We start from the raw sequence: 24,214 nt of genomic DNA, 5'->3' as shown, positions 1-24,214 counted from the left end.
TCTGCTGAACGCGCGCTGAATCAGTCCTGGAAACGTTCCAGAATCAGGCAGGCGTTGGTGCCACCGAAGCCGAAGCTGTTGGACAGCACACGGTCGATCTTGACGCCATCACGACGGGTCGTGACGATGTCGAGGCCTTCGGCGCGGTCATCCAGCTCGCTGACATTGGCAGACGCGGCAATGAAGTCGTTCTCCATCATCAGCATGGAGTAGATGGCTTCCTGTACGCCAGTGGCGCCCAGAGAGTGACCCGTCAGCGACTTGGTCGAGCTCATTGCCGGGCTGGCGGCGCCGAAGACTTCCTGGATGGCCTTGAGCTCGGCCACATCGCCCACCGGCGTCGAGGTACCGTGGGTGTTGATGTAGTCGATATCGCCATTCACGGTCGCCATCGCCTGACGCATGCAGCGTGCTGCACCTTCGCCGGACGGTGCCACCATGTCGTGGCCATCGGAGGTCGCGCCATAGCCGGTCACTTCGGCGTAGATCTTCGCGCCGCGTGCCTTGGCGTGTTCCAGCTCCTCGAGCACCAGCATGCCGCCGCCACCCGCGATGACGAAGCCATCACGGGTCTTGTCGTACGGGCGCGACGCGGTTTCCGGCGTGTCGTTGTAGCTGGTGGACAGGGCGCCCATGGCGTCGAACAGGCAGGACAGGGTCCAGTGCTCTTCTTCACCGCCACCGGCGAACACGATGTCCTGCTTGTTCAGCTGGATCTGTTCCACGGCGCTACCGATGCAGTGGGCAGACGTGGCACAGGCCGAGGAGATCGAGTAGTTGATACCCTTGATCTTGAACGGCGTGGCCAGGCAGGCAGAGACGGTCGAGCCCATGGTGCGAGTGACGCGATAGGGACCGACACGACGCAGGCCCTTGGCGCGCATCACGTCAGCGGCCTCGACCTGGTTCGCGGAGGAAGCGCCACCGGAACCGGCGATCAGGCCGGTACGCTCATGGGAGACCTGCTCTTCGGTGAGACCGGAATCGGCAATCGCCTGCGCCATGGAGATGTAGGCATAGGCCGCAGCATCCCCCATGAAGCGCAATTGCTTGCGATCGATGTGGTCTTCGAGATTGATGTCGACAACGCCGGCCACGTGGCTACGGAAGCCCAGCTCGGCGTATTCCTCTTTGCGGCGGATACCAGAACGTCCTTCGCGGAGCGATTCCAGGACCTGCTGGCGATCATTGCCCAGGCAGGAAACAATGCCCAGCCCGGTGACTACCACTCTACGCATGGGAGCCTCCCGTTCAGAAGTTCGCAGTGGAGGTGAACAGACCGACGCGCAGGTCGTTGGCCTGATAGATGTCGCGACCGTCAACTGTCACTGTACCATCGGCGATGCCGAGGATCAGCTTGCGAGTGATGACTCGCTTGATGTTGATGGTGTAGGTCACTTTCTTGGCAGTCGGCAGCACCTGGCCAGAGAACTTGACCTCACCGCAGCCCAGCGCGCGGCCACGGCCCGGATTGCCCAGCCAGCCGAGGTGGAAGCCTACCAGCTGCCACATGGCATCGAGGCCCAGGCAGCCCGGCATCACCGGATCACCCGGGAAGTGGCAGTCGAAGAACCACAGGTCCGGAGAGATATCCAGCTCAGCAATCAGCTGACCCTTGCCGTGGCTACCGCCTTCCTCACTGATGTGAGTGATGCGATCCAGCATCAGCATGTTGGGAGCAGGCAGCTGCGCATTGCCCGGGCCGAAGAGTTCGCCCTGGCCACAGGCCAGCAGCTCGTCGCGAGTAAAGGAGTGTTGCTTGGTCACTGAGTCATTCCGAGTAGCGGGATGGTAATGCCGTACGAGGCACCTGAGCGCCTGAATGGGGCTAGTCTAATGGCTGGCACCCCTGAATGCACGTGGGGGCCAGACTAAAGGGCAGCAAGAGCGGGTGCAAATAAGTCCTACAGCTGGGGGGAAAGTGGTCGATAGGAGCTAGTGTGTGATTCGCACGGGGTCCTCTTTGCCGGCATGGGTCGCAACCCGCTGGAGCCATGCCGAGAGTGGCCCGCGCCCTGCAAATGCAGGATCCTCCCCGATGCCCCCTTTCACCGAGAGCTGCTTATGTGGCCGCAAGCCCACTTCAATCGGCCCCTGATCATCGGGGCGCTCGTTGCCTTGACAGCGCTGCCCTGGTTGCCGGGGCTCGAGCTGCGTCTTGCCGCGTTGCTGCCTGCCGTTCTGGCGGGTCTGGACATCGTGCGCCAGCGTCGTCGCCAGCTGCTGCATCGTCAGCTTCTGGAGGCCGCCGTGCACCTGAGCAGTGATGGTCTGGTGATCAGTGATCGCCACAATCGGGTGCTGGCCGTGAACGCTGCCTTCAGTCATATCACCGGTTACGCACCGGAAGAGATCATTGGTCGCAACCCTTCCCTGCTGTCTTCGGGGCGCCACGACGAGGAGTTTCATGCCCGTTATCGCCAGGCGCTCGAGGTCAATGGTCACTGGGAAGGCGAGGTCTGGAATCAGCGCAAGCAGGGGGATGAATACCCCGAGTGGCTGCGGGCGCGCCGTATCGAGCAGGGCGGCGACGTCTTTCATGTCGCTCTCTTTACCGACATCACCCGCCACAAGGCACGCGAGCAGGACCTGCAGCGCCTGGGGCTGGAAGATGCCCTGACGGGCCTGCCCAATCGTCGCCGACTGGGCGACCTGCTGGTCAGTCGCCTCAATGGCCTGCGCGCAGGGGAGGCGATGGACCTGGCACTGATCGATATCGATGCGCTCAAGAGCATCAATGATGCCCTGGGCGCGGAAGGGGGGGATCGCCTGCTGCAGCAGTTCTCCCAGCGTCTGACGGCGCTGGCGCGTGGCGGCGTGGTCGGGCGCATCGGTGGCGACGAGTTTGTCATTCTCCGTTCCACGGCAGGTGGCGAGCATGCCGCCTGGGTGGAAGAGTTGCGCCAGGTGCTGACCAAGCCCTTCGAGATCGGCGATCAGGCGCTGCACCTGGCACTGTCGATCGGCAGCTGCCGCGCCCCGGAGGATGGCGCTGACGCCGATGTGCTGATGCAGCGCCTGGAAAGTGCCCTGTATGCCGCCAAGCGACATGGCCGCAATACCGACATGCGCTTCCAGCCCGCACTGGATGCGGGTGGTGACCTGCAGCTGGGGCTGGCGAATGACCTGCGGGTCGCCATCGAGAGCCAGGGGCAATTGCAGCTGCACTATCAATGTCAGCACGATGCCAGCACCGGTAAGGTCGCCAGTGTCGAGGCGCTGTTGCGCTGGAAGCACCCGCTGCGGGGCGCTATCTCGCCGGCCGAATTCGTGCCGCTGGCCGAGCGCCACGGCCTGATGCTGCGCCTGGGCAACTGGGTACTGCGCGAGGCAGTACAGCAGCAGGCCAGCTGGCGGCGTGCCGGTCACCGCCTGTGCATCTGGGTCAATGTCTCTGCCTTGCAGCTGATCCAGGGTGGCTTTGAAGCCTCACTGGCGGGCCTGTTGCTGGAGTATGACGTGCCCGCCAGCTCCATCGGGCTGGAGCTGACGGAGTCGGTACTGCTGGATGAGCGTGCCGGCGACATCTCACGGCGTCTGGCCGCCCTGCGCGCCCGCGGCCACCAGATCGCGGTGGACGACTTCGGTACCGGCTATTCGTCACTCGCCTATCTGAAGGATCTTCCGGTGGACAAGCTCAAGCTGGACCGTGCCTTCATCCGCAGCCTGCCCGGCGAGCGAGCGGATGCCGCCATCACCATGGCGGTGCTGGCGATGGCCAAGGGCCTGGGCATGGAGATGATCGCGGAAGGCGTCGAGACCGCTGAGCAGCGTGAATACCTGGTATCGAATGGCTGCGGCTGGATCCAGGGGTTCTACTTCTCGCGGCCGGCGCCCGCGGGGGAGGTCATCGAGCGACTCAATGGCTACGAGGCCGGCAATCTGGCCATCAAGGCCGCCTGACGGCCTCAGGCACGCTCGGCATGCCCACGAAGGCCTGCGATGCCCAGACACAGGCCGCCCCAGATCAGCGCCTGGGCCGGTAGCAGCCAGTCGGCGAGGGCCACATTGGCGAGCTGCGCCCCACCGTAATAGGACAGCGGCGCACTGATGGCGCCGCCAGCCGCCGCCAGCCAGGGCCGCTGCCACAACCAGCGCAGCGCATGATGGATCGTGCAGGCGAACAGCGGCCACAGACACCACAACCAGACAGGCAGTGGCAGCCAGTGCGCCCAACCAGGCGTGTCCGAGGTGATGGTGTATCCGCCGGCCAGTGACAGGCTGCCATCCACTACCATCCCCAGCGCCACGAAGGCGGCCAGCCAGCGCAGCTCGCGCAGGCGCTCACTCGTCGGCACGATCAGCCATAGATGCACGGCCAGTATCAGCGGCGTAGCCAACAGGGCGACCGTCGAGCCACCCAGCACACAGCAGAACCAACCGAGCTGAAAGAGACCGGCATTGAGCAGTGCTCCAAGGCGCTCGGACAGCATGTTCAGGCGTCCCAATCCTGGAGCCCCGCCTGTACCGGGCGCGCTCCCGGCCCCCCCAGCAACAGCTGGCAGGTGCCGATGGTGCGCTCGCGGAAGCCCCCCTCGCAGTACGCCAGGTAGTAACGCCACATGCGCACGAAGCGCTCGTCGTAGCCCAGCGCATAGACCTCCCCGAGATGCGCCTCGAAGCGCTGCCCCCAGGCCTTGAGCGTGGCGGCGTAGTGCAGGCCGATATCCTCGAGCTGCAGCAGGTTCAGCTGGGTGTCCTGCTGCATGGCGGTGAGGATCGCCGCATGGGACGGCAGGAAGCCGCCGGGGAAGATGTAACGCTTGATGAAGTCCATCTCGCGGCTTGCGGCCACGAAGCGCTGATCGCGAATCGTGATGGCCTGCAGCGCGATCAGGCCTTCCGGCTCGAGCAGGCGCTCGAGGGTCTTCAGGTAGGTCGACAGATACTGATGGCCGACCGCCTCGATCATCTCCACCGAGACGATACGATCGAAGCGACCTTCCAGTTCCCGGTAGTCTTCCTTGAGCAGCGTGATGCGATCCTCCAGCCCTTCCGCAGCGATACGCGCCTTGGTATAGGCGTGTTGCTCATCGGAGATGGTCGTGGTGGTCACGCGGCATCCGCGTGTTCTTGCGGCATGGATCGCCAGCCCGCCCCAGCCGGTGCCGATCTCCAGCAGGTGATGCTGTGGCCCCAGTTCCAGCAGGTTGAACAGCTTCTCCAGCTTGTGGGTAGAGGCCGCTTCCAGACTGGCCTCGGGATAGGGGAACACCGCCGCGGAATACATGCGGTGCTCGCGGTCGAGGAACAGCTCGAAGAGGTCATTGCCGAGATCGTAATGCGCCGAGATGTTGCGCTTCGAACCCGCCAGCGTATTGCGCGCCAGCGCGTAGGCGACGCTCAGCGCCCACTTGGACAGGCGCGACGTTCCGCTGTCCACCGAGTCATTGACCTGCTCGAGGTTGTAGGCGAACAGGCGCACGAGTCCGACCAGATCATCCGTCTCCCACTGGCCATCCATGTAGGCCTCCGCCGCCGCGACAGTGCCACCCAGCGCCATGCGCCGCCACGCGCGTGAGTCATGGATACGCAGCGTGACGTTGCGCGCGCCGCCCTTGCCCAGCACGTGGCGCTCTCGACCTTCCAGCACCGTCAGGCTGCCACCCTCGAGCTTGTCGAGCATGTGCAGCAGGCGTGGCCGCAGCAGCCGCGTCAGGCGGTCCGCCGGTGCCTGGGTCGTGGCCAGAGTGGGGGGAGCGGGTTCGAATTGGCTCATGATGAGTTCCTCATGATGAAGACGGCGAGCGCGGATGGTCGAAGATCGGCACGCGCTTGAGCGCCAGACGCAGCGCCTCGAAATGAATGCCCGCGACCGTCTTGAGCGTCATCCACGGGAAGCGCAGCAGCAGGCGATGAAAGGCGCGCGGGGTAGCCGGTTCCAGGTGCAGGCTCAGGCTGGCATCGAACAGCGAATGCTGCGCTATCCGTGCCGTATCCCCGGTGAGGGGATGGTTTTCCATGTGCAGCAACAGCTCGTCCGCGCTGGGATCGTTGAAGCGCCAGTGATAGCGCATGCCCATCGGCATGAAGGGCGAGACATGCATGCGTTTGTCGAACTGCGCTGCCTGCATGCGTCGCTGTGGATCAGTACGGGCGGCATACAGCACGCGCTCTCCCCAGGGAATATTGGTGACCTCACCGAGCACTGCGCCCAGCTGGCCTGAGGCGTGATAGAGGTAATAGAGGCGAATCGGGTTGAAGCCGATCCCGAAGTGGCGCAGCTGGGTCAGCAGAAAGATGCGCCCCTGCGGCAATGGCGCGTGATCGCCATTGCGGGCAAGCTCGCGCTGACAGGCGGCGCGCACCCGGTCCTCTAGTGGGCCATCGACAATGTCGTGGACCGCGGCCGGCAGATGGTCACTGTCACGAAAGGCCAGTGGCGCGGCGTGACTGGCGCTCACCAGACGCTTGCCGGCCATCAGTGCCGGCAACTCATCCAGTGCCAGCCATGCCATGGCGACGCGATAGCGAAAGGCATGCTGGCGCGGCGCATGGCGGCGATGGCGCAGCGTGCCATAGCCGATGCGACTGGCGGGCGCCTTCAATCGTCTGCCTCGCGAGCACCCAGTGCCTCGGCGACCCGCAGCGCGCTCCATACGCCATCCTCGTGGAATCCATTGCGCCACCAGGCACCGCAGAAATGGGTGCGCCCCACTGGGCCGTCCGCCTTGGCTTGCGCGCCGGAAATCTGCGCGAAGCGCGCCTTGGCGTCCTCGGCGGCCAGCGTGAAGCGCGGGTGGTCATAGGCGTAACGGCCCAGTACCCGAGCGGGATCGATCGCGTCGCTGTCATTGAGCGTGATGCAGAAGGTCTCGCGGGGCGGGTGCTCGCGCTCATCAAGGCGTTGCAGGATGTTCATGTCGTAGGTGACGCTGGCCCGCTGGGCGTCGTCGCGCCCATCGAGGCGGTAGTTCCAGCTCGCCCAGGCCGCCTTGCGCCTGGGCAGCAGCGAGGTATCGGTATGCATCACCACCTCATTGCGCTGAGTCGTGATCGCCCCCAGCACCGCTCGCTCCTGCTCGCTGGCATCACCGAGCAGAGCCAGTGCCTGTGGCGCATGACACGCCATCACCACCTGGTCGAAGCGTTCACGGCGGCCATCGGCATGCTCAAGTGTCACCCCGTTGGCGTCTCGCAGGACACGACTGATCTTGCTGTTGAGGCGAATGCGCTCTGCGTAACCCTCGGTCAGCGGCGCGATGTAGGTGCGTGAGCCACCGACCAGCGTGAACCATTGTGGACGATCATTGACCGACAGCAGGCCGTGATGGCGGAAGAAGCGCACGAAGAACAGCAGCGGGAATTGCGCGATATCCGCGATGCTGGCAGACCAGATCGCCGCGCCCATCGGCAGCAGGTAATGCTCACGGAAGACCTGTGAGTAGCCATTGGCATCCAGGTAGCTGCCCAGGGTCGCGCCCTCGGCGAGCTTGCCGTTGTCCAGATCGGCGGCAGCCTGCTTGTTGAAGCGCAGGATGTCGCGCAACAGGCGATAGAAGCGCGGGCGCAACAGGTTGCGCTTCTGGGCGAACAGCGACAGCAGGGTGTGGCCGTTGTACTCGAAGTCCTCGGCGGTGGTGTGCACCGAGAAGCTCATCTCGGTGGGCTGGTAAGCCACGTCGAGGCGTTCCAGCAGACGCTGGAAATGCGGATAGGTGCGGTCGTTGAAGACGATGAAGCCGGTGTCGATGGCCCAGTCGCTGCCATCGGCGCACTGCACATCCATGGTGGCGGTGTGGCCGCCCAGGCGCTCGGCTGACTCGAAGACATGCACTTCATGCTTGCGACTCAGGTAATAGGCCGCTGACATGCCGCTGATGCCGCTGCCGATGACGGCAATGCGCTGGCGGGGTGGAGGCGCTGTCGCGTAGGTCGTTGTCGTGTTCATGCCACTCCAGAAGTAGAACGCACCATGTCGTCATGAGCAGAACTGTTGCCGGCCTATCGGCCTGGGCAGGTCTCGTCGGGCTTGCCTGCCGCGTACTCAGTCGCGGGTCATGCGTAGTCCGATGCTGCGTCGCAAGATGGCGGGCAGGATGCCCAGCAACTTGACCAGCAGCGTGAAGCGTCTCGGGAAATGGATATCGAGCCGATGACGCGCGAGTCCCGTCACGATCGCCTCGACCGCCTGATCGACAGTGACCTGCATCGGCATTGGGAAGTCATTGCGCTCGGTCAGCGGTGTCTTGACGAAGCCGGGGTGAATCACGCTGACATCGATGCCCTGGTTGTCGAGGTCCAGTCGTAGCGACTCCAGGAAGTAGCTCACTGCGGCCTTGGAGGCGCCATACGCCTCGGCTCGAGGCAACGGCAGATAGGCCGAAGCACTGGAGACCGCTGCCAGCTGCGGTCGCTCACCGTCGTCTGCCGCTGCCATGCGCAGCAGCGGCAGGGCGCTTTCGATCACATCCACGGCGGCCTGGAAATTGGTCGCGAATACGCGGTGGACCAGATCTGCCTCGAATTCCCGTGTATCCAGATATTCGCAGGTGCCAGCGTTGAGCAGTGCAAGGTCGAGTCCACCAAAGCGGGCCTCTATCTGGCTGGCCGCCGCGCGGATGGCCTCACGGTCGGTGAGGTCGAGCGTCACGACCAGCGCTTCCCCGGGGCCTTGCTCGGCATCGGCTGCGATGGCCTCCAGCTTGTCGGCGGAGCGGGCGCTGAGGGCGACCCGGTGGCCATCCGCCAGCAGCCGGCGCGCCAGTCCTTCGCCGATGCCGGAGCTGGCGCCGGTCAGCCAGATACGTTTGCGAGCCTTTGCGGATGTCGATGTGGTGCTCGAATCATGACTGGCCATTTCCCCTCCTTGGCGTAAGTGTGTCTGGTGTGCCTGTCTGCGTCTTCAGCCTGTGTCTGGCCGGTAGAGCCTTGCTGGCACTGACTCAGAGAACGCCGGGTGTGTCCGTATGGATGTCGCCAGGGCTCAACCCTCTGCTGCTCAGTCCATGCGCCGTTTCAGCAGGCCGATCACGCTGCGCAGGACGGGCACCTGCTCGTAGAGCAGCTCGCCGGCATCGAAGAAGTCACGGTGCTGGATGACTTTCCCGTCTCGGAACTCGAGGCGCGAGGCACCCTGCACGCTGATGTCCTTGCCCCCGTTCAGACGGGGATGGCGATAGGTCATCGTCCAGCTGAGCCAGGCAAGTCCCTGTTCATTGCCTTCATCCGCAGGGCCGGCGGCTTGCGCAGGTATCGGCCCCAGCGGGTGATGAAAGACGAAGTCGATGGCGGCGACATTCATGTACAACCCTGAGAAATAGGCGTTGAGTGCCGTCAGGCCGCGGACTTCATGCAGGGGGTCGCGAAAGACGATATCGTCACTGTAGACTGATTTGAGCAGTTCTGTAGAGGTTTTGTCCAGCTTTTCGTAAAGACGACATACCCGAGTCAGGGCTGGGCTCATCTCGTCGGGTAGCGATTGCATGGCAATGCTCCTGAGGGGGAGGTATACAAGAGCGGCCTGCTGGAGATCAGCAGGCCGCTTGAGGGGTCATTCGCTTTTTGACAGCGCCTTGAAGGTATCCAGCGCCCGCTGGCGGGCGGCCTTGTGGTCGACGATCGGTCGTGGGTAGCCCGTCCGTTGACAGTCATCCGCACTGGGCTGGTGGCGCCGCTTGGCCGGCAGCTCGGCCAGCTCCGGCACCATGCTCGCGATGAACTCGCCGTCCTTGTCGAAGCGTTGCCCCTGGGTGGTCGGGTTGAAGATGCGGAAATAGGGCGCGGCATCGGTGCCGGTGGAGGCCGCCCATTGCCAGCCACCATTGTTGGCGCCCAGCTCACCATCGACGAGATGGGTCATGAAGAAGGCCTCGCCACGCCGCCAGTCGATCAGCAGATGCTTGGTGAGGAACATCGCCGTCACCATGCGCAGGCGATTGTGCATCCAGCCGGTCTGCACCAGCTGACGCATGGCGGCATCGACGATGGGGTAGCCGGTGCGGCCCTCGCACCAGGCGGCGAAGCCTTCGTCATCCTCGCGCCACTGCAGGGCCTCGGTATGGCGCTGGAAGGGACGGTGGCGATTGACGCGCGGGAAGCCGACCAGGATGTGCTGGTAGAACTCACGCCAGATCAGCTCGTTGACCCAGCTGGTCAGGCCGACATTGCCATCGGCGAGGCTGCCATTCTCTGCCAGCACGGCGGCGTAGCATTGGCGAGCCGAGATCATGCCCAGCGCCAGATAGGGCGACAGCTCGCTGGTGCCCCGGGTGGCGGGGATATCGCGCAGCTCGTGGTAGCGGCGCGCGCGGAAGGTAAGGAAGCGTTCCAGACGCTCCTGTGCGGCCTCTTCGCCGGCCGGCCACAGCTCGGCGTCCAGCGCTGTCGTCGGTTCGCCCTTGAGTGTCTCGGGCAGTGGCGGGATGGCGTCGCCGTGGATCTCGCGCCCCATGGCATCGCGGGGCGTGGCTTGCACTTCAGGCGCCTCATTCAGCGCCAGACGTCGGGAATCGACTTCCTTGTGCCAGCGCTTGGAGAAGGGCGTGAAGACGCCGTAGTAATCGCCCTTGCCTGTCAGCAGCTCGCCGGGCGTGAAGGCCAGCATGTCGGTGTAGCGATGCAGGCGGACGTCGCTCTCGGCCAGGCGCTCGCGCACGAGCCTGTCGCGCTCACGCTCATTGACGGCATATTCGTCATTGAAGTGCAGGGCCCGGACGCCCAGCTGATCGCACAGTGCGGCCAGCGCCTCGGGCACCTTGGCGAAGGTGTCGCAGTCGAGCACCTTGAGCGGGATGTGATAGCCAGCGAGTGCCTGTTGCAGGACATGCAGGCCGCGGCGCATGAAGTCGAGCTTGTTGGCGCCGTGACCGTGCTCGACCCACTGCGCCAGGCAGGGGGCGACGACGGCCACGACCGGGCCGCGTGCGGCGGCCTGCGAGAGAGCCGTGTTGTCATGTACGCGCAGGTCACTGCGCAGCCAGACCAGCTGCAGGGGAGCCCCCGCTGGCGCGGAGGCGGAGGAAGAGGTGGATGGTGAGTCAGATGACATCGGGGCTCCTTGGCGATCGGTGAAACCAATGCCGAGCAGGAGCCTGCGTTCAACGTGCCATCAAGGACCTCAGGCGAGCGACCGCCTGAATCGGGTCGGCCCCCAGGCCTTCGATGGGCCCGTCTACCAGCTCCTGCTGGCGAATCTGAGCGACCGGGCCAGCGATGGCCAGCGGCACGCTCAATTGTTCTGCGACCCGCGGCAACTGACGGCGCATGACATCCGAGCGCTCTGCCTGGGTGCCGACCAGTACCACGGCCTGTGCCTGCAGGCGCTCTGCGGCCAGCGGCAGCTCCGCCAGCGGCAGTGGGCCATCCAGCAGACTGACGTGATAGCCGGCGTCGCTGGCGACCAGTGCGAACAGCAGCAGCCAGCTAAGGCCCGGTTCTTCCGGCAGGCGCGTCAGCGTGATGTGCGGGGCGTGACGCTCCTGATTGGCAAACACCAGCCGGGCACCGATGCGCGAACGCAGGAAGCTCTCGAAGAAGCACTGGGCCAGGCGGGTGCCGAAGGTGGCGGTACCGCGCTCCTCGAGCTGTTCGAGCAGCGGACGCCACAGGCGCTCGACCACGCTGCTGACCGGGTACAGTGCCAGACTCTGGTTGTACAGCTCGGCCAGACGCGCCTCGTCCTGGGCATCGATGGCGGCCAATGCCAGCTGCTGCTGGCCGCTCCAGCTGCCTTCGTCCGGCATCGGCGTGCTTTCCGGCTGCGGCTGGTCGAGAAGCTCGCGTACCTGGCTGACAGGTACTCCGCGGTTGAGCCATTGCAGGATGTGTTCGATCCGCTCGATGTCCTCGCGGGCATACAGGCGATGCCCCTTGGGCGTACGGCGGGGCTCGATCAGTCCGTAGCGGCGTTCCCAGGCTCTCAACGTGACCGAATTGACGCCGGTCAGGCGAGAGACTTCGCGGATCGGAAACAGCGGCGAACTGGCAGTTTCCGTGGCCTTGTCAGTCATGAATGGTGTTACCTCTGGCGGTGACGAGGCATCCCGGGTGAAGCACAGGTGAGGACGACACACAGGGTAAAGTTGAAGTGTCGTCACATGGGGCGCTGTGGGATACCGGCAATGCATCTTGTGCACTAGCTGTACATGTGGGCATCAGGATGGCGCAGCCGCCAGAGCCTGACAAGAGGCAAGCTGCGCCGCATCCTCGGTGCGCATGTTTTGAAGGTGCATCACAGCGCCTTCGACGCAGGAGGTCCCGTCATGAAATTGGCCATCTAGGCGTTGTCCTGTTGCTCCACAATCTGGATCAAGGCCTCGACAAAGGCCGGATGTGCTCCCACCGGGTCAAGCAGGCTGATGGGGCAGTCGGGGTGCTGGCGCTGCGATTCTTCCAGCATGGCGGGCACGTCTTCACGCAGATGACGGCCGGCCGCGAAGAACAGCGGCAGGATGTCGATACGCGCGGCACCGTCTGCCGCCAGGGCATCGATGGTGTCGGTCAGCAGCGGGTCGCACAGTTCCATATAGGCCAGGCGCGTCGGACGCTTGAGGCGGGAAGCCAGTGTGGCTTCCAGTGCCTCGAAGGGCTCGCGCCAGCGCGGGTCACGTGACCCATGGGCCAATAGAATCAAGGCGTTGTCGTGATCTGTGGACGTAGTCATGCAGCTATCCTGTGGGCGATGAGGGGTCGCGGCAGCGTATCAGCTGTCGGCGAGGGTGTTGAGCAGCTGTTCGGCTACCTCGTGCCCTGACAGCCAGGCGTCCTCGACTCGCGGGCCACGCAGGGCGTCTCCGGCCAGCCATAGCCCGGACGCCCCTTGGCCGCAGACATTGTGGGCTTGGGCGTTCTGGTCATCGCCATTCCGGCCGGCTGCCGCTGAGGTCTGCGGCAGTGTCTGGGTCGGATGGGCGTAACGCCAGCGATGCGCCGCGAGGGTGACCTTGCCCCGGCTCCAGCCCGGCGCCAGCTCGCAGATCTCGGGCAGTGTCTCGAAGGCCTTCCACAGCAAGGTCGCGACCTCCTGTGGCGACTTCTCCAGGTTCGCCCGGCTCCAGCCAGCGGTCGCCAGCAGGCTCAGGGTCTCCTTGGCATGTGACGGTGTCTGGCGGCCGGGGCGCGAATGCTGGCGCATCACGCAGCGCAGGGGGCCATCATCACCGCGGCTGACCAGCAACCCTTGCCAGTCATCGTCGCCCCCCAGCGCGGGAAGCGGCGTCTCCAGAGTGGCCATCAGTGTCCAGGTCGGTGCCATCTCCACTCGGGCCAGCGCCTCACTCAGTGCCGGGGCAAGCGAGTTCTCGCAGAGCGCCACCCCCTGGGTGTCGGTGCCGGCCGTGCTCAGCAGGGCACGTGCCTGCGGCGCCGGCGCGCTGATCACCACGTGATCGAAGGGGCCGTGCTGATCACCGTCGCTGTCCTCGAGCCGCCAGCGCTTGTCTGATGCCGTGCCATCGTCCGCGATCAGGCGCGTGATGCGCGTCTCGCTGTGCAGGCTGGCGTGGGCCGGCAGCTGTTCGCTGAGGTGGCGGCTCAGGGCGCTCATGCGCGGACTGGCCACGTAGCGGGTGGAATCATCGCGCAGCCGCTGCCATTGGCTCTCGTCAGACGCCGGCTTGCCGAGGCTCAACAGTCTCTCACCCCAAGTTGCGACGACGCCTGCGGCCCGCCACTGCTCGAGCGCGGACTGGAAGCGTGGATCACGCGCCGTGAAGTATTGCGCGCCGATGTCGATGGGGCCTTCGCTAGTGCGGCGACTGGCCAGGCGTCCGCCGGGGCCGCGCGCCTTCTCGAATAGCGTTACCGCATGGCCCTGCGCGGTCAGTCGGGTGGCGGCAGACAATCCGGCGATACCGGCACCGATGATGGCGATGGACGATACTGGCATCTGGAGGCGACTCCTGCGCGGGCGGTGTTCAGGGGGGACGGGTCGTCATGTGACCCGACAGCAGATACGCTAAAGTTAACTTCTTGCGCATAATTGTACAATATAAGTATAGATTCATGGCGAAAGTCGGCACACTCGATGCTTCATCGCCGAGGAGGGCAACATGCGAATATTGATAACAGGTGCAACGGGGTTCGTCGGCCTGGCGCTGTGTCAGTCACTGGCCGCTGCGGGCCACTCGCTGGCGGTCGTATCGCGCCGCCCGGAGCGTGCTGAGCGCCAGTTTGCCGACCTGGGGCTGACGGTGGTCGCGGCGGATTCGTCACTGGCCTTCAAGGATTGGCAGCCCGAGGGCATCGTCAATCTGGCGGGGGAGTCGATAGCCGGGCGGCGCTGGAGCGAGGATCACAAGCGTGAGCTGCGCCGTTCGCGGCTGGAGACCACCGAGCATCTGGTGATGCTGTGTCAGCAGCTGGCTGCCGAAGGCCATCCGCCGCAGGTGATGGTGTCCGGTTCGGCGATGGGCTATTACGGTGCACAGCCCAAGGCGGGCGAGCCGGGCGATGTCGAGATAGATGAACAGGCGACGCCCCACGATGATTTCAATCACCGCCTGTGTCGCGACTGGGAGGCGGCCGCCATGCCCGTCACCGAATACGGCGTGCGACTGGCCATCATCCGCACTGGCCTGGTGATGGAGGCCGATGGTGGCACACTGGCCAAGCTGCTGACGCCCTTCAAGCTCGGGCTCGGGGGGCGGCTGGGCGATGGACGCCATTACATGCCGTGGATCCACCGCCACGACATGATTCGCATCATCGAGCGCCTGCTGGCGGATGACAGCCTCAGCGGCGCCTTCAATGCCAGCGCGCCGCACCCGGTCACCAATATGGGCTTCACCCACGCTCTGGCCCGGAGTCTGGGGCGTCCGGCGATCCTGCCGCTGCCGGCCAAGGCGCTTGAACTGGGGCTGGGGGAAATGAGCACCCTGTTGCTGGAGGGCGCCCGCATGGTGCCGGCGCGTCTGCTGGCTGCCGGCTTCACCTTCGATTACCCGACCCTCGACGTGGCCTTCGCCGATATCCTGTCACGCAAGTGAGCCTTGGCAGGAAGGCGATGCTAGAAGGGCAGTGGCGCTTCCAGCACCAGTGGTAGGGCATCGCTGTCGCTGGCTGGCGGAATCACCAGGCGTGCCGCATGCAGCAACAGGCGCGGGCTGGCATTGAGTGCCGCTCCGCGCGCATAGAAGCCATCGCCGATGATCGGATGACCGAGCGCCAGCATGTGCAGGCGCAGCTGGTGTGAACGGCCGGTATGTGGCGTCAGCGAAACACGGCTGGCGGCGAGGGGCTGCGACGTACCATCCGGGCGCTGGCCCGCGAGCGTCAGATGCTGCTCGACCCGATAATGCGTCAGTGCCGACTTGCCATGCGTGAAGTCAACGATCTGACGCGGGCGGCGTGGCCAGTCACAGCGCAGCGGCAGGGCGATGCTGCCCTCGGCGGGCGTGAGATGACCTGCCACCACGGCCACATAGCGTTTCTCGATGGTGCGTGACTGGAAGAGCCGCGACAGCCGCCGCTGGCCCTCGACATTGCGCGCCACCAGCAGCACACCGGACGTCGCCACATCCAGGCGATGCACGGCGCGCGTATCCTCGCTCAGCTGGCACAGGCGCGAATGGACACTGTCGAAGCGCGAGGGATCACGCCCCGGCACCGAGGGCAGCTCGGCCGGCTTGTCGATGGCCCACCAGTCATCGCCTGCCGCCAGCAGCGACAGCCCCACCCTTGCGACACGCTCGCCTTCCTCGGCCAGGCGCTCTCCTTGCCAACCTTGCCCTGACGCTGCCTCGCCGCTCTCTGGATATGATCTCGCCATGGGGGTGCTCTGTAGTAATGAAACGAAAGGATGAAACGAAAGGGGTGCAACGCAAGTGGTGAAGCGTAAGTGATGAGCCGTGAGTCGTGACGCGCAAGCGATGGCATCGTCGCGGCCGCTGGGCGATCTGGCAAGTCCAGCGGGCCATTGTCGCTGGCGCATACGGCAAAACGCCCCGCCTGCCGATGGCAGGTGGGGCGTTTCAGGTTCATCACTGACGACTGCGGTCAGCTCAACGCTCGTGGGCATCCACGGTGACGATGACGCGCACGCTGTCCAGACGCAGACGGGTGGTCTCGATGGCACTGTCCAGCGCGGCACGCTCCTGGCGCAGTGCTTCGAGCTCTTCCTCGCGCACGGCCGGGTTGTGGCTGGCCAGGGCTTCCAGGCGCGCCAGTTCGGCACTGAGCTGCTCACGCATCTGCTGCTGGGCCTGCTCGACGATGGTCGGCAGTTCGCGTTCGGCTTCCTGCTCGGCATCGCTCATCAGCTTGCGCAGCGTGGCGTGGCTCTGCTTGATCAGGTCGCGCGCGACCGCCTTCTTGACCGGCTTGAGGTTCTTGGCCAGACCGCCGAAGGACACCTTGTCGGACAGGTTGCTGCCGGTTTCATCCAGCAGCACGCGGATGGCGGTCGGCGGCAGGAAGCGGCCAAGACGCAGGCCGCGCGGCGCGGTGGACTGGGTGCGGAACACCACTTCCGTCATCAGGCGGCCACCGGGAATCGCCGGGTGCTTGAGCAGCGCCAGCGCGGTGTTGCCCATCGAGCCGTCCAGGATGCGGACCAGCATCTCGCGCACCAGCGGGTGCTCCCACGACAGGTGCTGCACGTCTTCGCGTGACAGCGCGGTGGCGCGGTCACTGGTGACGCTGAAGCCTTCCTCGCCCTTCACCAGTCCCGGCAGGCCGTCGAGCATGTGCGGGCCCGGCGCCAGATAGGTGATGCCGTCGCCGAGGTCCCGGCTCTCGATGCCGAAGATGTCGAAGGCGCGCTCCAGATAGCCGGGCAATGCCTTGTCATTGTCCAGCGTCTCGATGGCGGCGATGACTTCCTCGGCGCGCTCGTGACGGCAGGCATTGAGTTCCAGCAGGCGGTTGCGGCCGGACTGACGTTCTTCCTGCAGGGTATCGAAGCGCTCGCGGGTCTGCTCGATGATGCTGTCGATCTCTTCGCTGTCGAGCAGGGCTTCTTCCAGCTCGTCGCCGAACTGGGCGTAGAGCTCGCTGCCGATGCCGTGCGGCGCGCTGAAGGCGTCCATGCCGTCACGGTACCAGCGCAGCAGCTGGGCGCCCGGTGAGCCTTCGAAGACCGGCACGTGGATCTCGATCGGGAACTGCTGGCCGATGCGATCCAGGCGCCCGATGCGCTGTTCGAGCTGGTCCGGGTGCACCGGCAGGTCGAACATCACCAGGTGGTGGCAGAACTGGAAGTTGCGACCTTCCGAGCCGATTTCCGAGCACACCAGCAGCTGCACGCCTTCCTCTTCGGAGGCGAAGGCCGCGGCGGCACGGTCGCGCTCGACCAGGCTCATGCCCTCATGGAAGACCGGCGCATGCACGCCGCCCAGCACGCGCAGGCCTTCGGACAGCTCACGCGCGGTATCGGCGGTATGGCAGATCACCAGCGCCTTCTCGTTGCCGAGGTCAGTCAGGGTTTCCAGCAGCCACATGACGCGCGGGTCGATCTGCCACCAGGGTTCCGCGTTCATGCGGTCATCGGGCAAGGCGCGATACATCTCGTCGAGGAACAGCACCACCTCGGGGTGGTTCATGCCGGTCTCGATCAGCAGGTCATCGAGGTAGTCCTCGTCACGCTCCAGCTTGCGCACCACGCGACGGTAGGAGGAGGGCAGTTCCAGTTCATGGACGTGCAGGCGACGCTCGGGGAAGCCGGCGACATGGGTGCGCGAGTTGCGGAACATCACGCGGCCGGTGCCGTGGCGATCGAGCAGCTGATCACGCAGCTGACGACGCGCGCTGTCGCGCTGGGCATCGTCGGCATCACTGGCCATCAGGGTGTCGAGCAGGGCGCGGCTGTCGCTGTCATCCAGCACGCTGGCGAGGCTGTCGAGGCCGGACTGATCGGCGGGCAGCGCTTCCAGGGCGTCGATGGCGCTGGCGACGGCCACATAGCCCTGTTCCTCGGCCTTGAAGCGCTCGATGTCGTGATAGCGCTCCGGGTCGAGCAGGCGCAGGCGCGCGAAGTGGCTCTCTAGCCCCATCTGCTCCGGCGTGGCGGTCAGCAGCAGCACCCCGGCGGTCTGGCGAGCGAGGGATTCGACACAGGCGTAACCCGGGCCCACCTTGTCTTCGCTCCAGTCGAGGTGGTGGGCCTCATCGACGATCAGCATGTCCCAGTCGCAGGCGGCAGCCTGGACCTGACGCGACGGGTTGGCGAACAGCCAGTCCTGGCTGGCCAGAATGATCTGGTTGCCTTCGAAGGGGTTGCGCGTGCCGTAGGCCTTGCACTGCTCTTCGTCGAGCAGCGAGACATCCAGCGCGAAGCGGCGCAGCATCTCGACCAGCCACTGGTGGGTCAGGCTGGCGGGCACCAGGATCAGCGCACGGCTGGCGCGGCCGCTGAGCAGCAGGCGGTGCAGGATCAGGCCGGCTTCGATGGTCTTGCCGAGGCCGACTTCATCGGCCAGCAGTACGCGCGGCGCGTGACGGCGCGAGACTTCATCGGCGATGTAGAGCTGGTGCGGCACCAGATCGACCTTGGGACCGGACAGGCCCAGCGCCGGGCTCTGCTCGACACGATGGAAGTGGCGCAGGGTGCGGTAGCGCAGGTCGAACCAGTCATTGCGGTCGACCTGGCCGGTCAGCAGACGGTCACGCGCCTGATTGAACTGCATCTTGTCGTTCAGGCGCGCTTCGGGAAGCTCGATGAGCTCGCCGGCATGCTCGCCGCTGCGCTCACAGATGTAGACGATCTGGCCGCGCACTTCCTTGAAGTCATCGACGATCAGCCATTCGCCATCGTCGGACTGGATGCGGTCGCCATTGCCGAAGGCCACCCGGGTAAGGGGCGCTTCGCGTAGACTGTAGGTGCGGGTTTCTTCGCTGGCGGCAAAGAGCACGGTGACGGTACGGAAGTCGACATTGAGGATGGTGCCAAGGCCGAGATCAGCCTCGCCGTCACTGATCCAGCGCTGACCGGGAATGAAGTCGCTCATGAAGCCTCGGGGTAGGACAAAGACGGGAATCGGGAATACAGGGGCGCGGTATCTTACCGGATCAGACGCCGTGGCTTAAGCGCCTTTTCTTGTGGCGAGCGTCTTTGTCGCACCAAGCGAGGCCACCGGCGTGTCGTCCTATGGCTGTGACGCCGGTAGCAGGGCGTCCAGCTGAGCGCGGCTCAGTTCGCCGATATGACGCTCGATCAGCTGTCCGTCGCCATCGAAGACCAGTGTCGCGGGCAGGCCCTGCGCCTCGGCCAGCGCCATCAGCTGCATGGCGGGGTCGAGCAGCGCGTACTCGAGCGTCAGCTGTTCGCTTTTCAGAAAGCGGGTCACCGCCAGCGCCTGCTCGCCCTGATTGGCCAGTACCACGGTGACGCCGGGTCTCCGATCGGCCTCTGCCAGCAGTGGCATCTCGCGGCGGCAGGGCGGGCACCAGGTGGCCCACAGATTGACGATCACTCGCTCGTTCTGGATGTCATTCAGCGCGACGGGGCGCCGATCCAGATGATGGAGGGTGATGGCAGGCATCGCGTCGAGGGCGGAGTCGTTGCCCAGCGGGTCGAGCTGCTTGAGGCCGAGGAAGGCGGTCAGGCCGAGGGTCAGGCTGCCCAGCGCGATGACCTGGCGAATCGTGCCATGCCGGCGCAGCAGCCACAGGCTGGCCAGGGTCGCGGCCAGCATGCCGCCGAACAGGTGATAGCCCGGTTGCCACAGCTTGAGGATATCCAGCGGTGCCTGCTGATAACTTGCCCAGTGCAGCGCGACATGAGTGAGGCGCGCACCGATCACCCAGCTGACCAGCATGCGATTGAACCAGCGCGAGGGGCTCAGCGGCGGTGAATCGTGAGCGGGCGCGGTCGTACCCCTGGCGTGCATGCGTGCCAGCAGACGAATCAGCAGCGAGAACTCGATCAGCATCACCAGGGCTGCCACGAAGGCATAGAGGCGTTCGACGGAAATCAGGGCAGGGCCCAGGGCGATGGCATCCATGCGGTTATCCTCTGGCGGTGTCCGGGAGAGCGTTCAGGGCAGCAATACCTGTCGGCCTGTATGTGGCAAGCGCTTGGAAAACGCTCGGCAGGCGCTGCAGGCGCGAGGCTCGAGTATGCGATAATCGATGGACTTCGACATCCACGCCCCGCGCGCTGAGCATTGCTCCGCCGCCGAGGACGCTCCAAGGATATCCCCATGCTGTCACATCATTATGACCGTAGCCGTGCCATCGCCGTTGCCAGTCAGGCCAGCGGCCTGATCGCCATCGTCGCGCTGGAGACCTGGCTTGGCGATGCCGCCCGCCTCTGGCAGGGGCTGGTATTCGCCCTGATGCTGGCCTTCGGACTCGGCCTTGCCCTGCGCAGTTACTACCTCAAGCAAAAGGCCCGCCGCGACCGTGAACGTGCTGGTCGCGAGCGGGCCCGCAAGGCGAGTGACAGCTGGATGTCCGACTGACTCGCCGCTCGATATGGCTCAGTGCGCGCTATGAATCAGTCACCCTGCAGGCGGTAGCCGTCGCGCTCCATGCAGTATCTCAACAGTGTGTGCATGGGGCATCCTGAGGCGTAGCGCGTCGGGGGGGGGCGTCGCAGGCGCGAGCAAGCAGAAGGAGGCTGGTGAGGCAGGAAAAACCTTCCAGCATCAAAAAAGCCGCTGATCAATGATCAGCGGCTTTTTCATATGTCTGGTCGGAGTAGCAGGATTCGAACCTACGACCTCTGCCTCCCGAAGGCAGCGCTCTACCAAGCTGAGCTATACTCCGATGCGTCGTGAGCTTGTCTCGACGGAGGTGAATTATACGCAGGCAGCTTTGCTTTGCAAGCCCTTGAGGCCAAAAAGTTTTATCTGAGTCTCAAGGGACAATTCGGCTGTCGAGAAGCGCGCTTCCATTCACCTCATCCTGCTGGCGCTTCTCGCCACGTTGACGGCGGTCTTCTCCTGCCATGATCGACTGACCGATGACCTGCCAGGCAGGCCATCGTCTTGCGCATATCAGGCCTGGCGGCCGACACTCAACAGCGCGATGCGCTCGAGGCTGTCGCGGAATTCGCTCTCCGGCAGCGCCTTGAGCTCGTTCAGGGCGTTGTCGGCCATCTCCTGGGCACGGCTGCGGGTATAGTCGAGACCGCCCGTGAGGCGTACCACTTCCAGTACCTCGTCGAGCTGCTCCAACCCACCTTTCTCGATGGCGCCGCGCACCAGGCTGGCCTGAGCCGGACTTCCGACCTGCATGGCGCGAATCAACGGCAGGGTCGGCTTGCCTTCGGCCAGGTCATCACCGACGTTCTTGCCCATGGTCTCGGCATCGCCCTGATAGTCGAGCAGATCATCGATCAGCTGGAAGGCGAGGCCCAGGTAGCGGCCATAGTTCTGCAGCGCGCTGACCTGTGCCGGCGTGACAGTGTCGTCGGTTTCCCTGGCCAGAATCGCGCCGGCATGGGCGGCCGCCTCGAACAGCATGGCAGTCTTGCCGTGGATGGTCTCGAAGTAGGCGGCTTCATCAATGTCGGCGTTGCCGATATTGGTCAGCTGCAGGACTTCGCCCTCGGCGATGGTGCAGGTGGCGGCGGAGAGTATCGCCATCACGTCCATCGAGCCGACTTCGACCATCATCTGGAAGGAGCGCGAATAGAGGAAGTCACCGACCAGCACCGAAGGCGCATTGCCCCAGGTGTCATTGGCGGTGGAACGGCCGCGCCGCAGGCTGGATTCATCCACGACATCATCGTGCAGCAGGGTCGAGGTGTGCATGAACTCGATCAGCGCGGCCAGATGAACGTGTTTCTCGCCTTGATAGCCCAGCGCGCGGGCTGCCAGCAGCACCAGCACCGGGCGCAGGCGTTTGCCACCACTCTGGATGATGTACTGACCGATGGTCTGGACCAGCGGCACGCGCGACTCGAGCTGCGCGAGGATGGTGCGGTCGACGGCGGCGAAGTCATCTGCCACTGCCGCGTGAAGGGTCGATGCGTCGGCTTGCATGAGATCGTCGTGCCCGTAGCGAGAGGTGAGGCCGCCGTGGCGTGCCGTTTGGCGGTAATGCTATGGGGCACCCCTATGGCCGTCAAGGCGTGCACCCGCGCAAGGACGCTGGCTGGCGGCCGATTGGTCGCGTAAACCTTGACATTGCTTGTCGGTCGCGGCACGTGGCGCTATAATACGCGGCCGTGACTCATCCCGCTCCCTGTCAGATGGCTCCAGAAGGGGCGCCACTCGCAGCAGGCCACCCAAGAGCACACCCTTGATGAGTTCGATGGAGAGAATCATGTACGCAGTTATCAAGAGCGGTGGCAAGCAGTACCGCGTTCAGGAAGGCCAGACCCTGAAGCTCGAGAAGCTTGAAGTCGCGACTGGCGAAGCTATCCAGTTTGACGAAGTCCTGATGGTCGCTGAAGGCGACGACATCAAGGTCGGCGCTCCGCTGGTTGAAGGTGCCAAGGTTTCTGCCGAGGTCGTGTCTCACGGCCGTGGCGACAAGGTCACCATCATCAAGTTCCGTCGCCGGAAGCACTCCATGCGTCGTGCGGGCCACCGTCAGTGGTTCACCGAAGTCAAGATCACTGGTATCTCTGCTTAATTGCAGCGCTACCCACCATAGGAGAATTATCCAATGGCACATAAGAAGGCGGCGGGCTCTACCCGCAACGGTCGCGATTCTGAATCCAAGCGCCTTGGTGTGAAGCTGTTCGGTGGCCAAGCGGCTATCGCCGGCAACATCATCGTGCGTCAGCGCGGCACCCGTTTCCACGCTGGTACTGGCGTCGGCATCGGCAAGGACCACACTCTCTTCGCTCTGGCCGACGGCCACGTGAAGTTCGAGACCAAGGGTCCGAAGAACCGCAAGTTCGTCAGCATCGTTTCTGCCTGAAACGTCTGACAGCTTACGCAGACTGGACGATGCCCCGGTATCGTGGGACGGTCTGCAAGGAAGCCCCGCTCAGGCGGGGCTTTTTTGTCGCATGACGGCCCGGGTCGTCGTCAGGAGAGAGCAGCATGCAGTTCCTTGATGAAGCGTCGATCATTGTAGAGGCCGGACGTGGCGGCAATGGTTGCCTGAGTTTTCGCCGTGAAAAATACGTGCCGCGCGGTGGTCCCGATGGGGGCGACGGTGGGCACGGCGGCAGTGTGTATCTGATCGGGGATGACTCGCTCAATACCCTGATCGACTTCAAGTTCCAGCGCTACTACCAGGCAGAGAGCGGCGATGCCGGTCAAGGCCGCCAGATGGCAGGCAAGGCGGGTGAGGACCTGATCGTCAAGGTGCCGGTCGGCACCACCGTGATCGACGAGGAAACCCTCGAGATCATCGGTGACGTGACGGAAATCGGCCAGCTGGTACTGGTTGCGCAGGGTGGACGTCGTGGGCTGGGCAACATCCACTTCAAGTCTTCCACCAACCGCGCGCCGCGTCAGACTTCCAAGGGGACCTGGGGCGAGCGCCGCAACCTGCGTCTCGAGATGAAGGTGATGGCGGACGTCGGTCTGCTCGGCATGCCGAATGCCGGCAAGTCGACGCTGATCCGAGCCGTCTCCGCCGCCAAGCCCAAGGTCGCCAACTACCCGTTCACCACCCTGGTGCCGAACCTCGGTGTCGTGAAGATCGGTAGCCACCAGCACTTCGTGATGGCCGATATTCCCGGTCTGATCGAAGGCGCGGCGGATGGTGCCGGCCTGGGACTGCGTTTCCTCAAGCACCTGACGCGTACGCGCCTGCTGCTGCACGTGGTGGATATCGCCCCCTTCGACGAGAGCGATCCGGTGCATGCGGTCGAGGCGATCCTCAAGGAGCTGGAGAACTTCTCCTCGGCACTGACGGAGCTGCCGCGCTGGCTGGTGATCAACAAGGTCGATCTGCTGGCGGAAGAGGATCGTGACGCGATGGTCAAGGACCTCGTCCAGCGTCTGGGCTGGGAAGGCGAGCTGTTCGTCGTCTCCGCGGCCAGCGGTATCGGCACCCAGGAGCTGGTGCAGGCCGCACACCGCTGGCTGGGCGAGCAACGCCTGCAGCTGGCGGAAGATCCGGAAGCTGCCGAGGCACATGCCGCCCTGCTGGCGCGCATGGAGAACGAGTCGCTGGAGCGCGCTGAAGAGCGCCTGACACGTCGCAAGCGCAAGAAGGATGACGAAGAAGAGGACGATGACGACTTCAATGACGACGATTACGACGTCGAAGTCGAATACGCGCCCTGAGGTCTCAGTTTGTCCGGTGGCTGTCCTGCGCGGTAGCCACTGAGTGACGAGCGACCCGCTGCGCGATTCACGCCCCGCCCCGAACCTCATGGTCTCGCGGCGGGGCGTTTTCGTTGTCGGGGCCGGCGAGGAGTGATGAC

Annotated in this window: 22 protein-coding genes and 1 tRNA gene; 6 read left to right on the top strand and 17 right to left on the bottom strand. The window is 64.7% G+C overall.

The features are described from left to right. Positions 1–20 precede the first annotated feature (20 nt). Together fabB and fabA are read right to left on the bottom strand one after the other, a co-directional pair. Positions 21–1,238, bottom strand: coding sequence for a beta-ketoacyl-ACP synthase I (gene fabB / locus AC5WNI_RS16165; RefSeq protein WP_043334810.1), 1,218 nt, complete (start codon positions 1,236–1,238; stop codon positions 21–23). Positions 1,239–1,251: 13 nt separating this feature from the next. Beyond that, on the bottom strand, positions 1,252–1,767 hold the full coding sequence (gene fabA / locus AC5WNI_RS16160) for a 3-hydroxyacyl-[acyl-carrier-protein] dehydratase FabA (protein WP_043334808.1): 516 nt from the start codon (positions 1,765–1,767) through the stop codon (positions 1,252–1,254). A 297-nt stretch (positions 1,768–2,064) separates the two neighbouring features. Between fabA and AC5WNI_RS16155 the strand changes: the two genes are divergently transcribed. Then, entirely contained in the window at positions 2,065–3,903 is a 1,839-nt protein-coding gene (locus AC5WNI_RS16155) for a putative bifunctional diguanylate cyclase/phosphodiesterase (RefSeq protein WP_175090315.1), read from the top strand. Positions 3,904–3,908: 5 nt separating this feature from the next. On the opposite strand, the gene AC5WNI_RS16150 is transcribed toward AC5WNI_RS16155, so the two are convergent. From AC5WNI_RS16150 to AC5WNI_RS16105, 10 genes are all read right to left on the bottom strand, one after another. Continuing rightward, the gene (locus AC5WNI_RS16150) at positions 3,909–4,433 is read right to left on the bottom strand and encodes a DUF2878 domain-containing protein (RefSeq protein WP_175090316.1); all 525 of its coding nucleotides are present in this window, start codon (positions 4,431–4,433) and stop codon (positions 3,909–3,911) included. A gap of 2 nt (positions 4,434–4,435) precedes the next feature. Then, positions 4,436–5,719, bottom strand: a complete 1,284-nt coding sequence (locus AC5WNI_RS16145; RefSeq protein WP_495928561.1) for a class I SAM-dependent methyltransferase — start codon at positions 5,717–5,719, stop codon at positions 4,436–4,438. A 10-nt stretch (positions 5,720–5,729) separates the two neighbouring features. Next, positions 5,730–6,548 carry a DUF1365 domain-containing protein gene (locus AC5WNI_RS16140; protein WP_254627167.1) on the bottom strand — a complete coding sequence of 273 codons (819 nt, stop codon included), beginning with the start codon at positions 6,546–6,548 and terminating at the stop codon, positions 5,730–5,732. Beyond that, positions 6,545–7,891, bottom strand: coding sequence for an NAD(P)/FAD-dependent oxidoreductase (locus tag AC5WNI_RS16135; RefSeq protein ID WP_175090319.1), 1,347 nt, complete (start codon positions 7,889–7,891; stop codon positions 6,545–6,547). The genes AC5WNI_RS16140 and AC5WNI_RS16135 overlap by 4 nt, the downstream gene beginning before the upstream one ends. Positions 7,892–7,987: 96 nt before the next feature. After that, positions 7,988–8,800, bottom strand: a complete 813-nt coding sequence (locus tag AC5WNI_RS16130) for an SDR family NAD(P)-dependent oxidoreductase (protein WP_175090320.1) — start codon at positions 8,798–8,800, stop codon at positions 7,988–7,990. 141 nt (positions 8,801–8,941) lie between these two features. After that, complete coding sequence (locus AC5WNI_RS16125; protein ID WP_254627168.1) at positions 8,942–9,427, bottom strand: nuclear transport factor 2 family protein; 486 nt, start codon at positions 9,425–9,427, stop codon at positions 8,942–8,944. A gap of 66 nt (positions 9,428–9,493) precedes the next feature. Further along, positions 9,494–10,990, bottom strand: coding sequence for a deoxyribodipyrimidine photo-lyase (gene phrB, locus AC5WNI_RS16120; protein WP_175090321.1), 1,497 nt, complete (start codon positions 10,988–10,990; stop codon positions 9,494–9,496). A 49-nt stretch (positions 10,991–11,039) separates the two neighbouring features. Further along, a complete protein-coding gene (locus AC5WNI_RS16115) occupies positions 11,040–11,951 on the bottom strand; it encodes a MerR family transcriptional regulator (protein WP_175090322.1) in 912 nt (303 codons plus the stop codon). A gap of 266 nt (positions 11,952–12,217) precedes the next feature. After that, a complete protein-coding gene (locus tag AC5WNI_RS16110) occupies positions 12,218–12,604 on the bottom strand; it encodes a sirohydrochlorin chelatase (protein WP_175090323.1) in 387 nt (128 codons plus the stop codon). Between the two features lie 39 nt (positions 12,605–12,643). Continuing rightward, positions 12,644–13,828: an NAD(P)/FAD-dependent oxidoreductase gene (locus AC5WNI_RS16105; protein ID WP_175090324.1), complete on the bottom strand. Its 1,185-nt coding sequence runs from the start codon at positions 13,826–13,828 to the stop codon at positions 12,644–12,646. Positions 13,829–13,991: 163 nt separating this feature from the next. Between AC5WNI_RS16105 and AC5WNI_RS16100 the strand changes: the two genes are divergently transcribed. Beyond that, on the top strand, positions 13,992–14,927 hold the full coding sequence (locus AC5WNI_RS16100; protein ID WP_175090325.1) for a TIGR01777 family oxidoreductase: 936 nt from the start codon (positions 13,992–13,994) through the stop codon (positions 14,925–14,927). Between the two features lie 20 nt (positions 14,928–14,947). On the opposite strand, the gene AC5WNI_RS16095 is transcribed toward AC5WNI_RS16100, so the two are convergent. The 3 genes from AC5WNI_RS16095 to AC5WNI_RS16085 form a co-directional block, all read right to left on the bottom strand. After that, positions 14,948–15,709 (bottom strand): RluA family pseudouridine synthase, encoded by a 762-nt coding sequence (locus AC5WNI_RS16095; protein ID WP_175090326.1) that lies wholly within the window; start codon positions 15,707–15,709, stop codon positions 14,948–14,950. A 232-nt stretch (positions 15,710–15,941) separates the two neighbouring features. Further along, positions 15,942–18,884, bottom strand: a complete 2,943-nt coding sequence (gene rapA, locus AC5WNI_RS16090; protein WP_175090327.1) for an RNA polymerase-associated protein RapA — start codon at positions 18,882–18,884, stop codon at positions 15,942–15,944. Between the two features lie 138 nt (positions 18,885–19,022). Next, positions 19,023–19,880 carry a TlpA disulfide reductase family protein gene (locus tag AC5WNI_RS16085; RefSeq protein ID WP_175090328.1) on the bottom strand — a complete coding sequence of 286 codons (858 nt, stop codon included), beginning with the start codon at positions 19,878–19,880 and terminating at the stop codon, positions 19,023–19,025. Positions 19,881–20,078: 198 nt separating this feature from the next. Here AC5WNI_RS16085 and AC5WNI_RS16080 point away from each other — a divergent pair, with 198 nt between their 5' ends. After that, positions 20,079–20,339, top strand: coding sequence for a hypothetical protein (locus tag AC5WNI_RS16080; protein WP_175090329.1), 261 nt, complete (start codon positions 20,079–20,081; stop codon positions 20,337–20,339). Positions 20,340–20,569: 230 nt separating this feature from the next. On the opposite strand, the gene AC5WNI_RS16075 is transcribed toward AC5WNI_RS16080, so the two are convergent. Both AC5WNI_RS16075 and ispB read right to left on the bottom strand, forming a co-directional pair. Then, positions 20,570–20,646: transfer RNA gene (locus tag AC5WNI_RS16075), tRNA-Pro, on the bottom strand. A gap of 230 nt (positions 20,647–20,876) precedes the next feature. Then, complete coding sequence (gene ispB / locus AC5WNI_RS16070) at positions 20,877–21,866, bottom strand: octaprenyl diphosphate synthase (RefSeq protein WP_107335841.1); 990 nt, start codon at positions 21,864–21,866, stop codon at positions 20,877–20,879. A 283-nt stretch (positions 21,867–22,149) separates the two neighbouring features. Here ispB and rplU point away from each other — a divergent pair, with 283 nt between their 5' ends. The 3 genes from rplU to cgtA all read left to right on the top strand — a co-directional run bounded on the left by rplU (position 22,150) and on the right by cgtA (position 24,074). Beyond that, positions 22,150–22,461: a 50S ribosomal protein L21 gene (gene rplU / locus AC5WNI_RS16065; RefSeq protein WP_043335971.1), complete on the top strand. Its 312-nt coding sequence runs from the start codon at positions 22,150–22,152 to the stop codon at positions 22,459–22,461. Between the two features lie 33 nt (positions 22,462–22,494). Then, positions 22,495–22,752: a 50S ribosomal protein L27 gene (gene rpmA / locus AC5WNI_RS16060; protein ID WP_043335969.1), complete on the top strand. Its 258-nt coding sequence runs from the start codon at positions 22,495–22,497 to the stop codon at positions 22,750–22,752. Between the two features lie 125 nt (positions 22,753–22,877). Continuing rightward, on the top strand, positions 22,878–24,074 hold the full coding sequence (gene cgtA, locus AC5WNI_RS16055) for an Obg family GTPase CgtA (protein WP_175090330.1): 1,197 nt from the start codon (positions 22,878–22,880) through the stop codon (positions 24,072–24,074). The last annotated feature ends 140 nt before the right edge of the window (positions 24,075–24,214 follow it).

The sequence above is a fragment of the Cobetia sp. PDI-12MA genome, assembly GCF_059507695.1.
Note: the sequence above shows the minus strand (reverse complement) of the source record. Positions and strands in the feature narration are given on the sequence as shown.

Bases quoted from the DNA above. Each gene is read 5' to 3' on its own strand.
- fabB (WP_043334810.1), bottom strand. From the start codon at position 1,238: ATGCGTAGAGTGGTAGTCACCGGGCTGGGCATTGTTTCCTGCCTGGGC.
- AC5WNI_RS16155 (WP_175090315.1), top strand. From the start codon at position 2,065: ATGTGGCCGCAAGCCCACTTCAATCGGCCCCTGATCATCGGGGCGCTC.
- AC5WNI_RS16150 (WP_175090316.1), bottom strand. From the start codon at position 4,433: ATGCTGTCCGAGCGCCTTGGAGCACTGCTCAATGCCGGTCTCTTTCAG.
- AC5WNI_RS16145 (WP_495928561.1), bottom strand. From the start codon at position 5,719: ATGAGCCAATTCGAACCCGCTCCCCCCACTCTGGCCACGACCCAGGCA.
- AC5WNI_RS16135 (WP_175090319.1), bottom strand. From the start codon at position 7,891: ATGAACACGACAACGACCTACGCGACAGCGCCTCCACCCCGCCAGCGC.
- AC5WNI_RS16130 (WP_175090320.1), bottom strand. From the start codon at position 8,800: ATGGCCAGTCATGATTCGAGCACCACATCGACATCCGCAAAGGCTCGC.
- AC5WNI_RS16125 (WP_254627168.1), bottom strand. From the start codon at position 9,427: ATGCAATCGCTACCCGACGAGATGAGCCCAGCCCTGACTCGGGTATGT.
- phrB (WP_175090321.1), bottom strand. From the start codon at position 10,990: ATGTCATCTGACTCACCATCCACCTCTTCCTCCGCCTCCGCGCCAGCG.
- AC5WNI_RS16115 (WP_175090322.1), bottom strand. From the start codon at position 11,951: ATGACTGACAAGGCCACGGAAACTGCCAGTTCGCCGCTGTTTCCGATC.
- AC5WNI_RS16110 (WP_175090323.1), bottom strand. From the start codon at position 12,604: ATGACTACGTCCACAGATCACGACAACGCCTTGATTCTATTGGCCCAT.
- AC5WNI_RS16105 (WP_175090324.1), bottom strand. From the start codon at position 13,828: ATGCCAGTATCGTCCATCGCCATCATCGGTGCCGGTATCGCCGGATTG.
- AC5WNI_RS16100 (WP_175090325.1), top strand. From the start codon at position 13,992: ATGCGAATATTGATAACAGGTGCAACGGGGTTCGTCGGCCTGGCGCTG.
- AC5WNI_RS16095 (WP_175090326.1), bottom strand. From the start codon at position 15,709: ATGGCGAGATCATATCCAGAGAGCGGCGAGGCAGCGTCAGGGCAAGGT.
- rapA (WP_175090327.1), bottom strand. From the start codon at position 18,884: ATGAGCGACTTCATTCCCGGTCAGCGCTGGATCAGTGACGGCGAGGCT.
- AC5WNI_RS16085 (WP_175090328.1), bottom strand. From the start codon at position 19,880: ATGGATGCCATCGCCCTGGGCCCTGCCCTGATTTCCGTCGAACGCCTC.
- AC5WNI_RS16080 (WP_175090329.1), top strand. From the start codon at position 20,079: ATGCTGTCACATCATTATGACCGTAGCCGTGCCATCGCCGTTGCCAGT.
- ispB (WP_107335841.1), bottom strand. From the start codon at position 21,866: ATGCAAGCCGACGCATCGACCCTTCACGCGGCAGTGGCAGATGACTTC.
- rplU (WP_043335971.1), top strand. From the start codon at position 22,150: ATGTACGCAGTTATCAAGAGCGGTGGCAAGCAGTACCGCGTTCAGGAA.
- rpmA (WP_043335969.1), top strand. From the start codon at position 22,495: ATGGCACATAAGAAGGCGGCGGGCTCTACCCGCAACGGTCGCGATTCT.
- cgtA (WP_175090330.1), top strand. From the start codon at position 22,878: ATGCAGTTCCTTGATGAAGCGTCGATCATTGTAGAGGCCGGACGTGGC.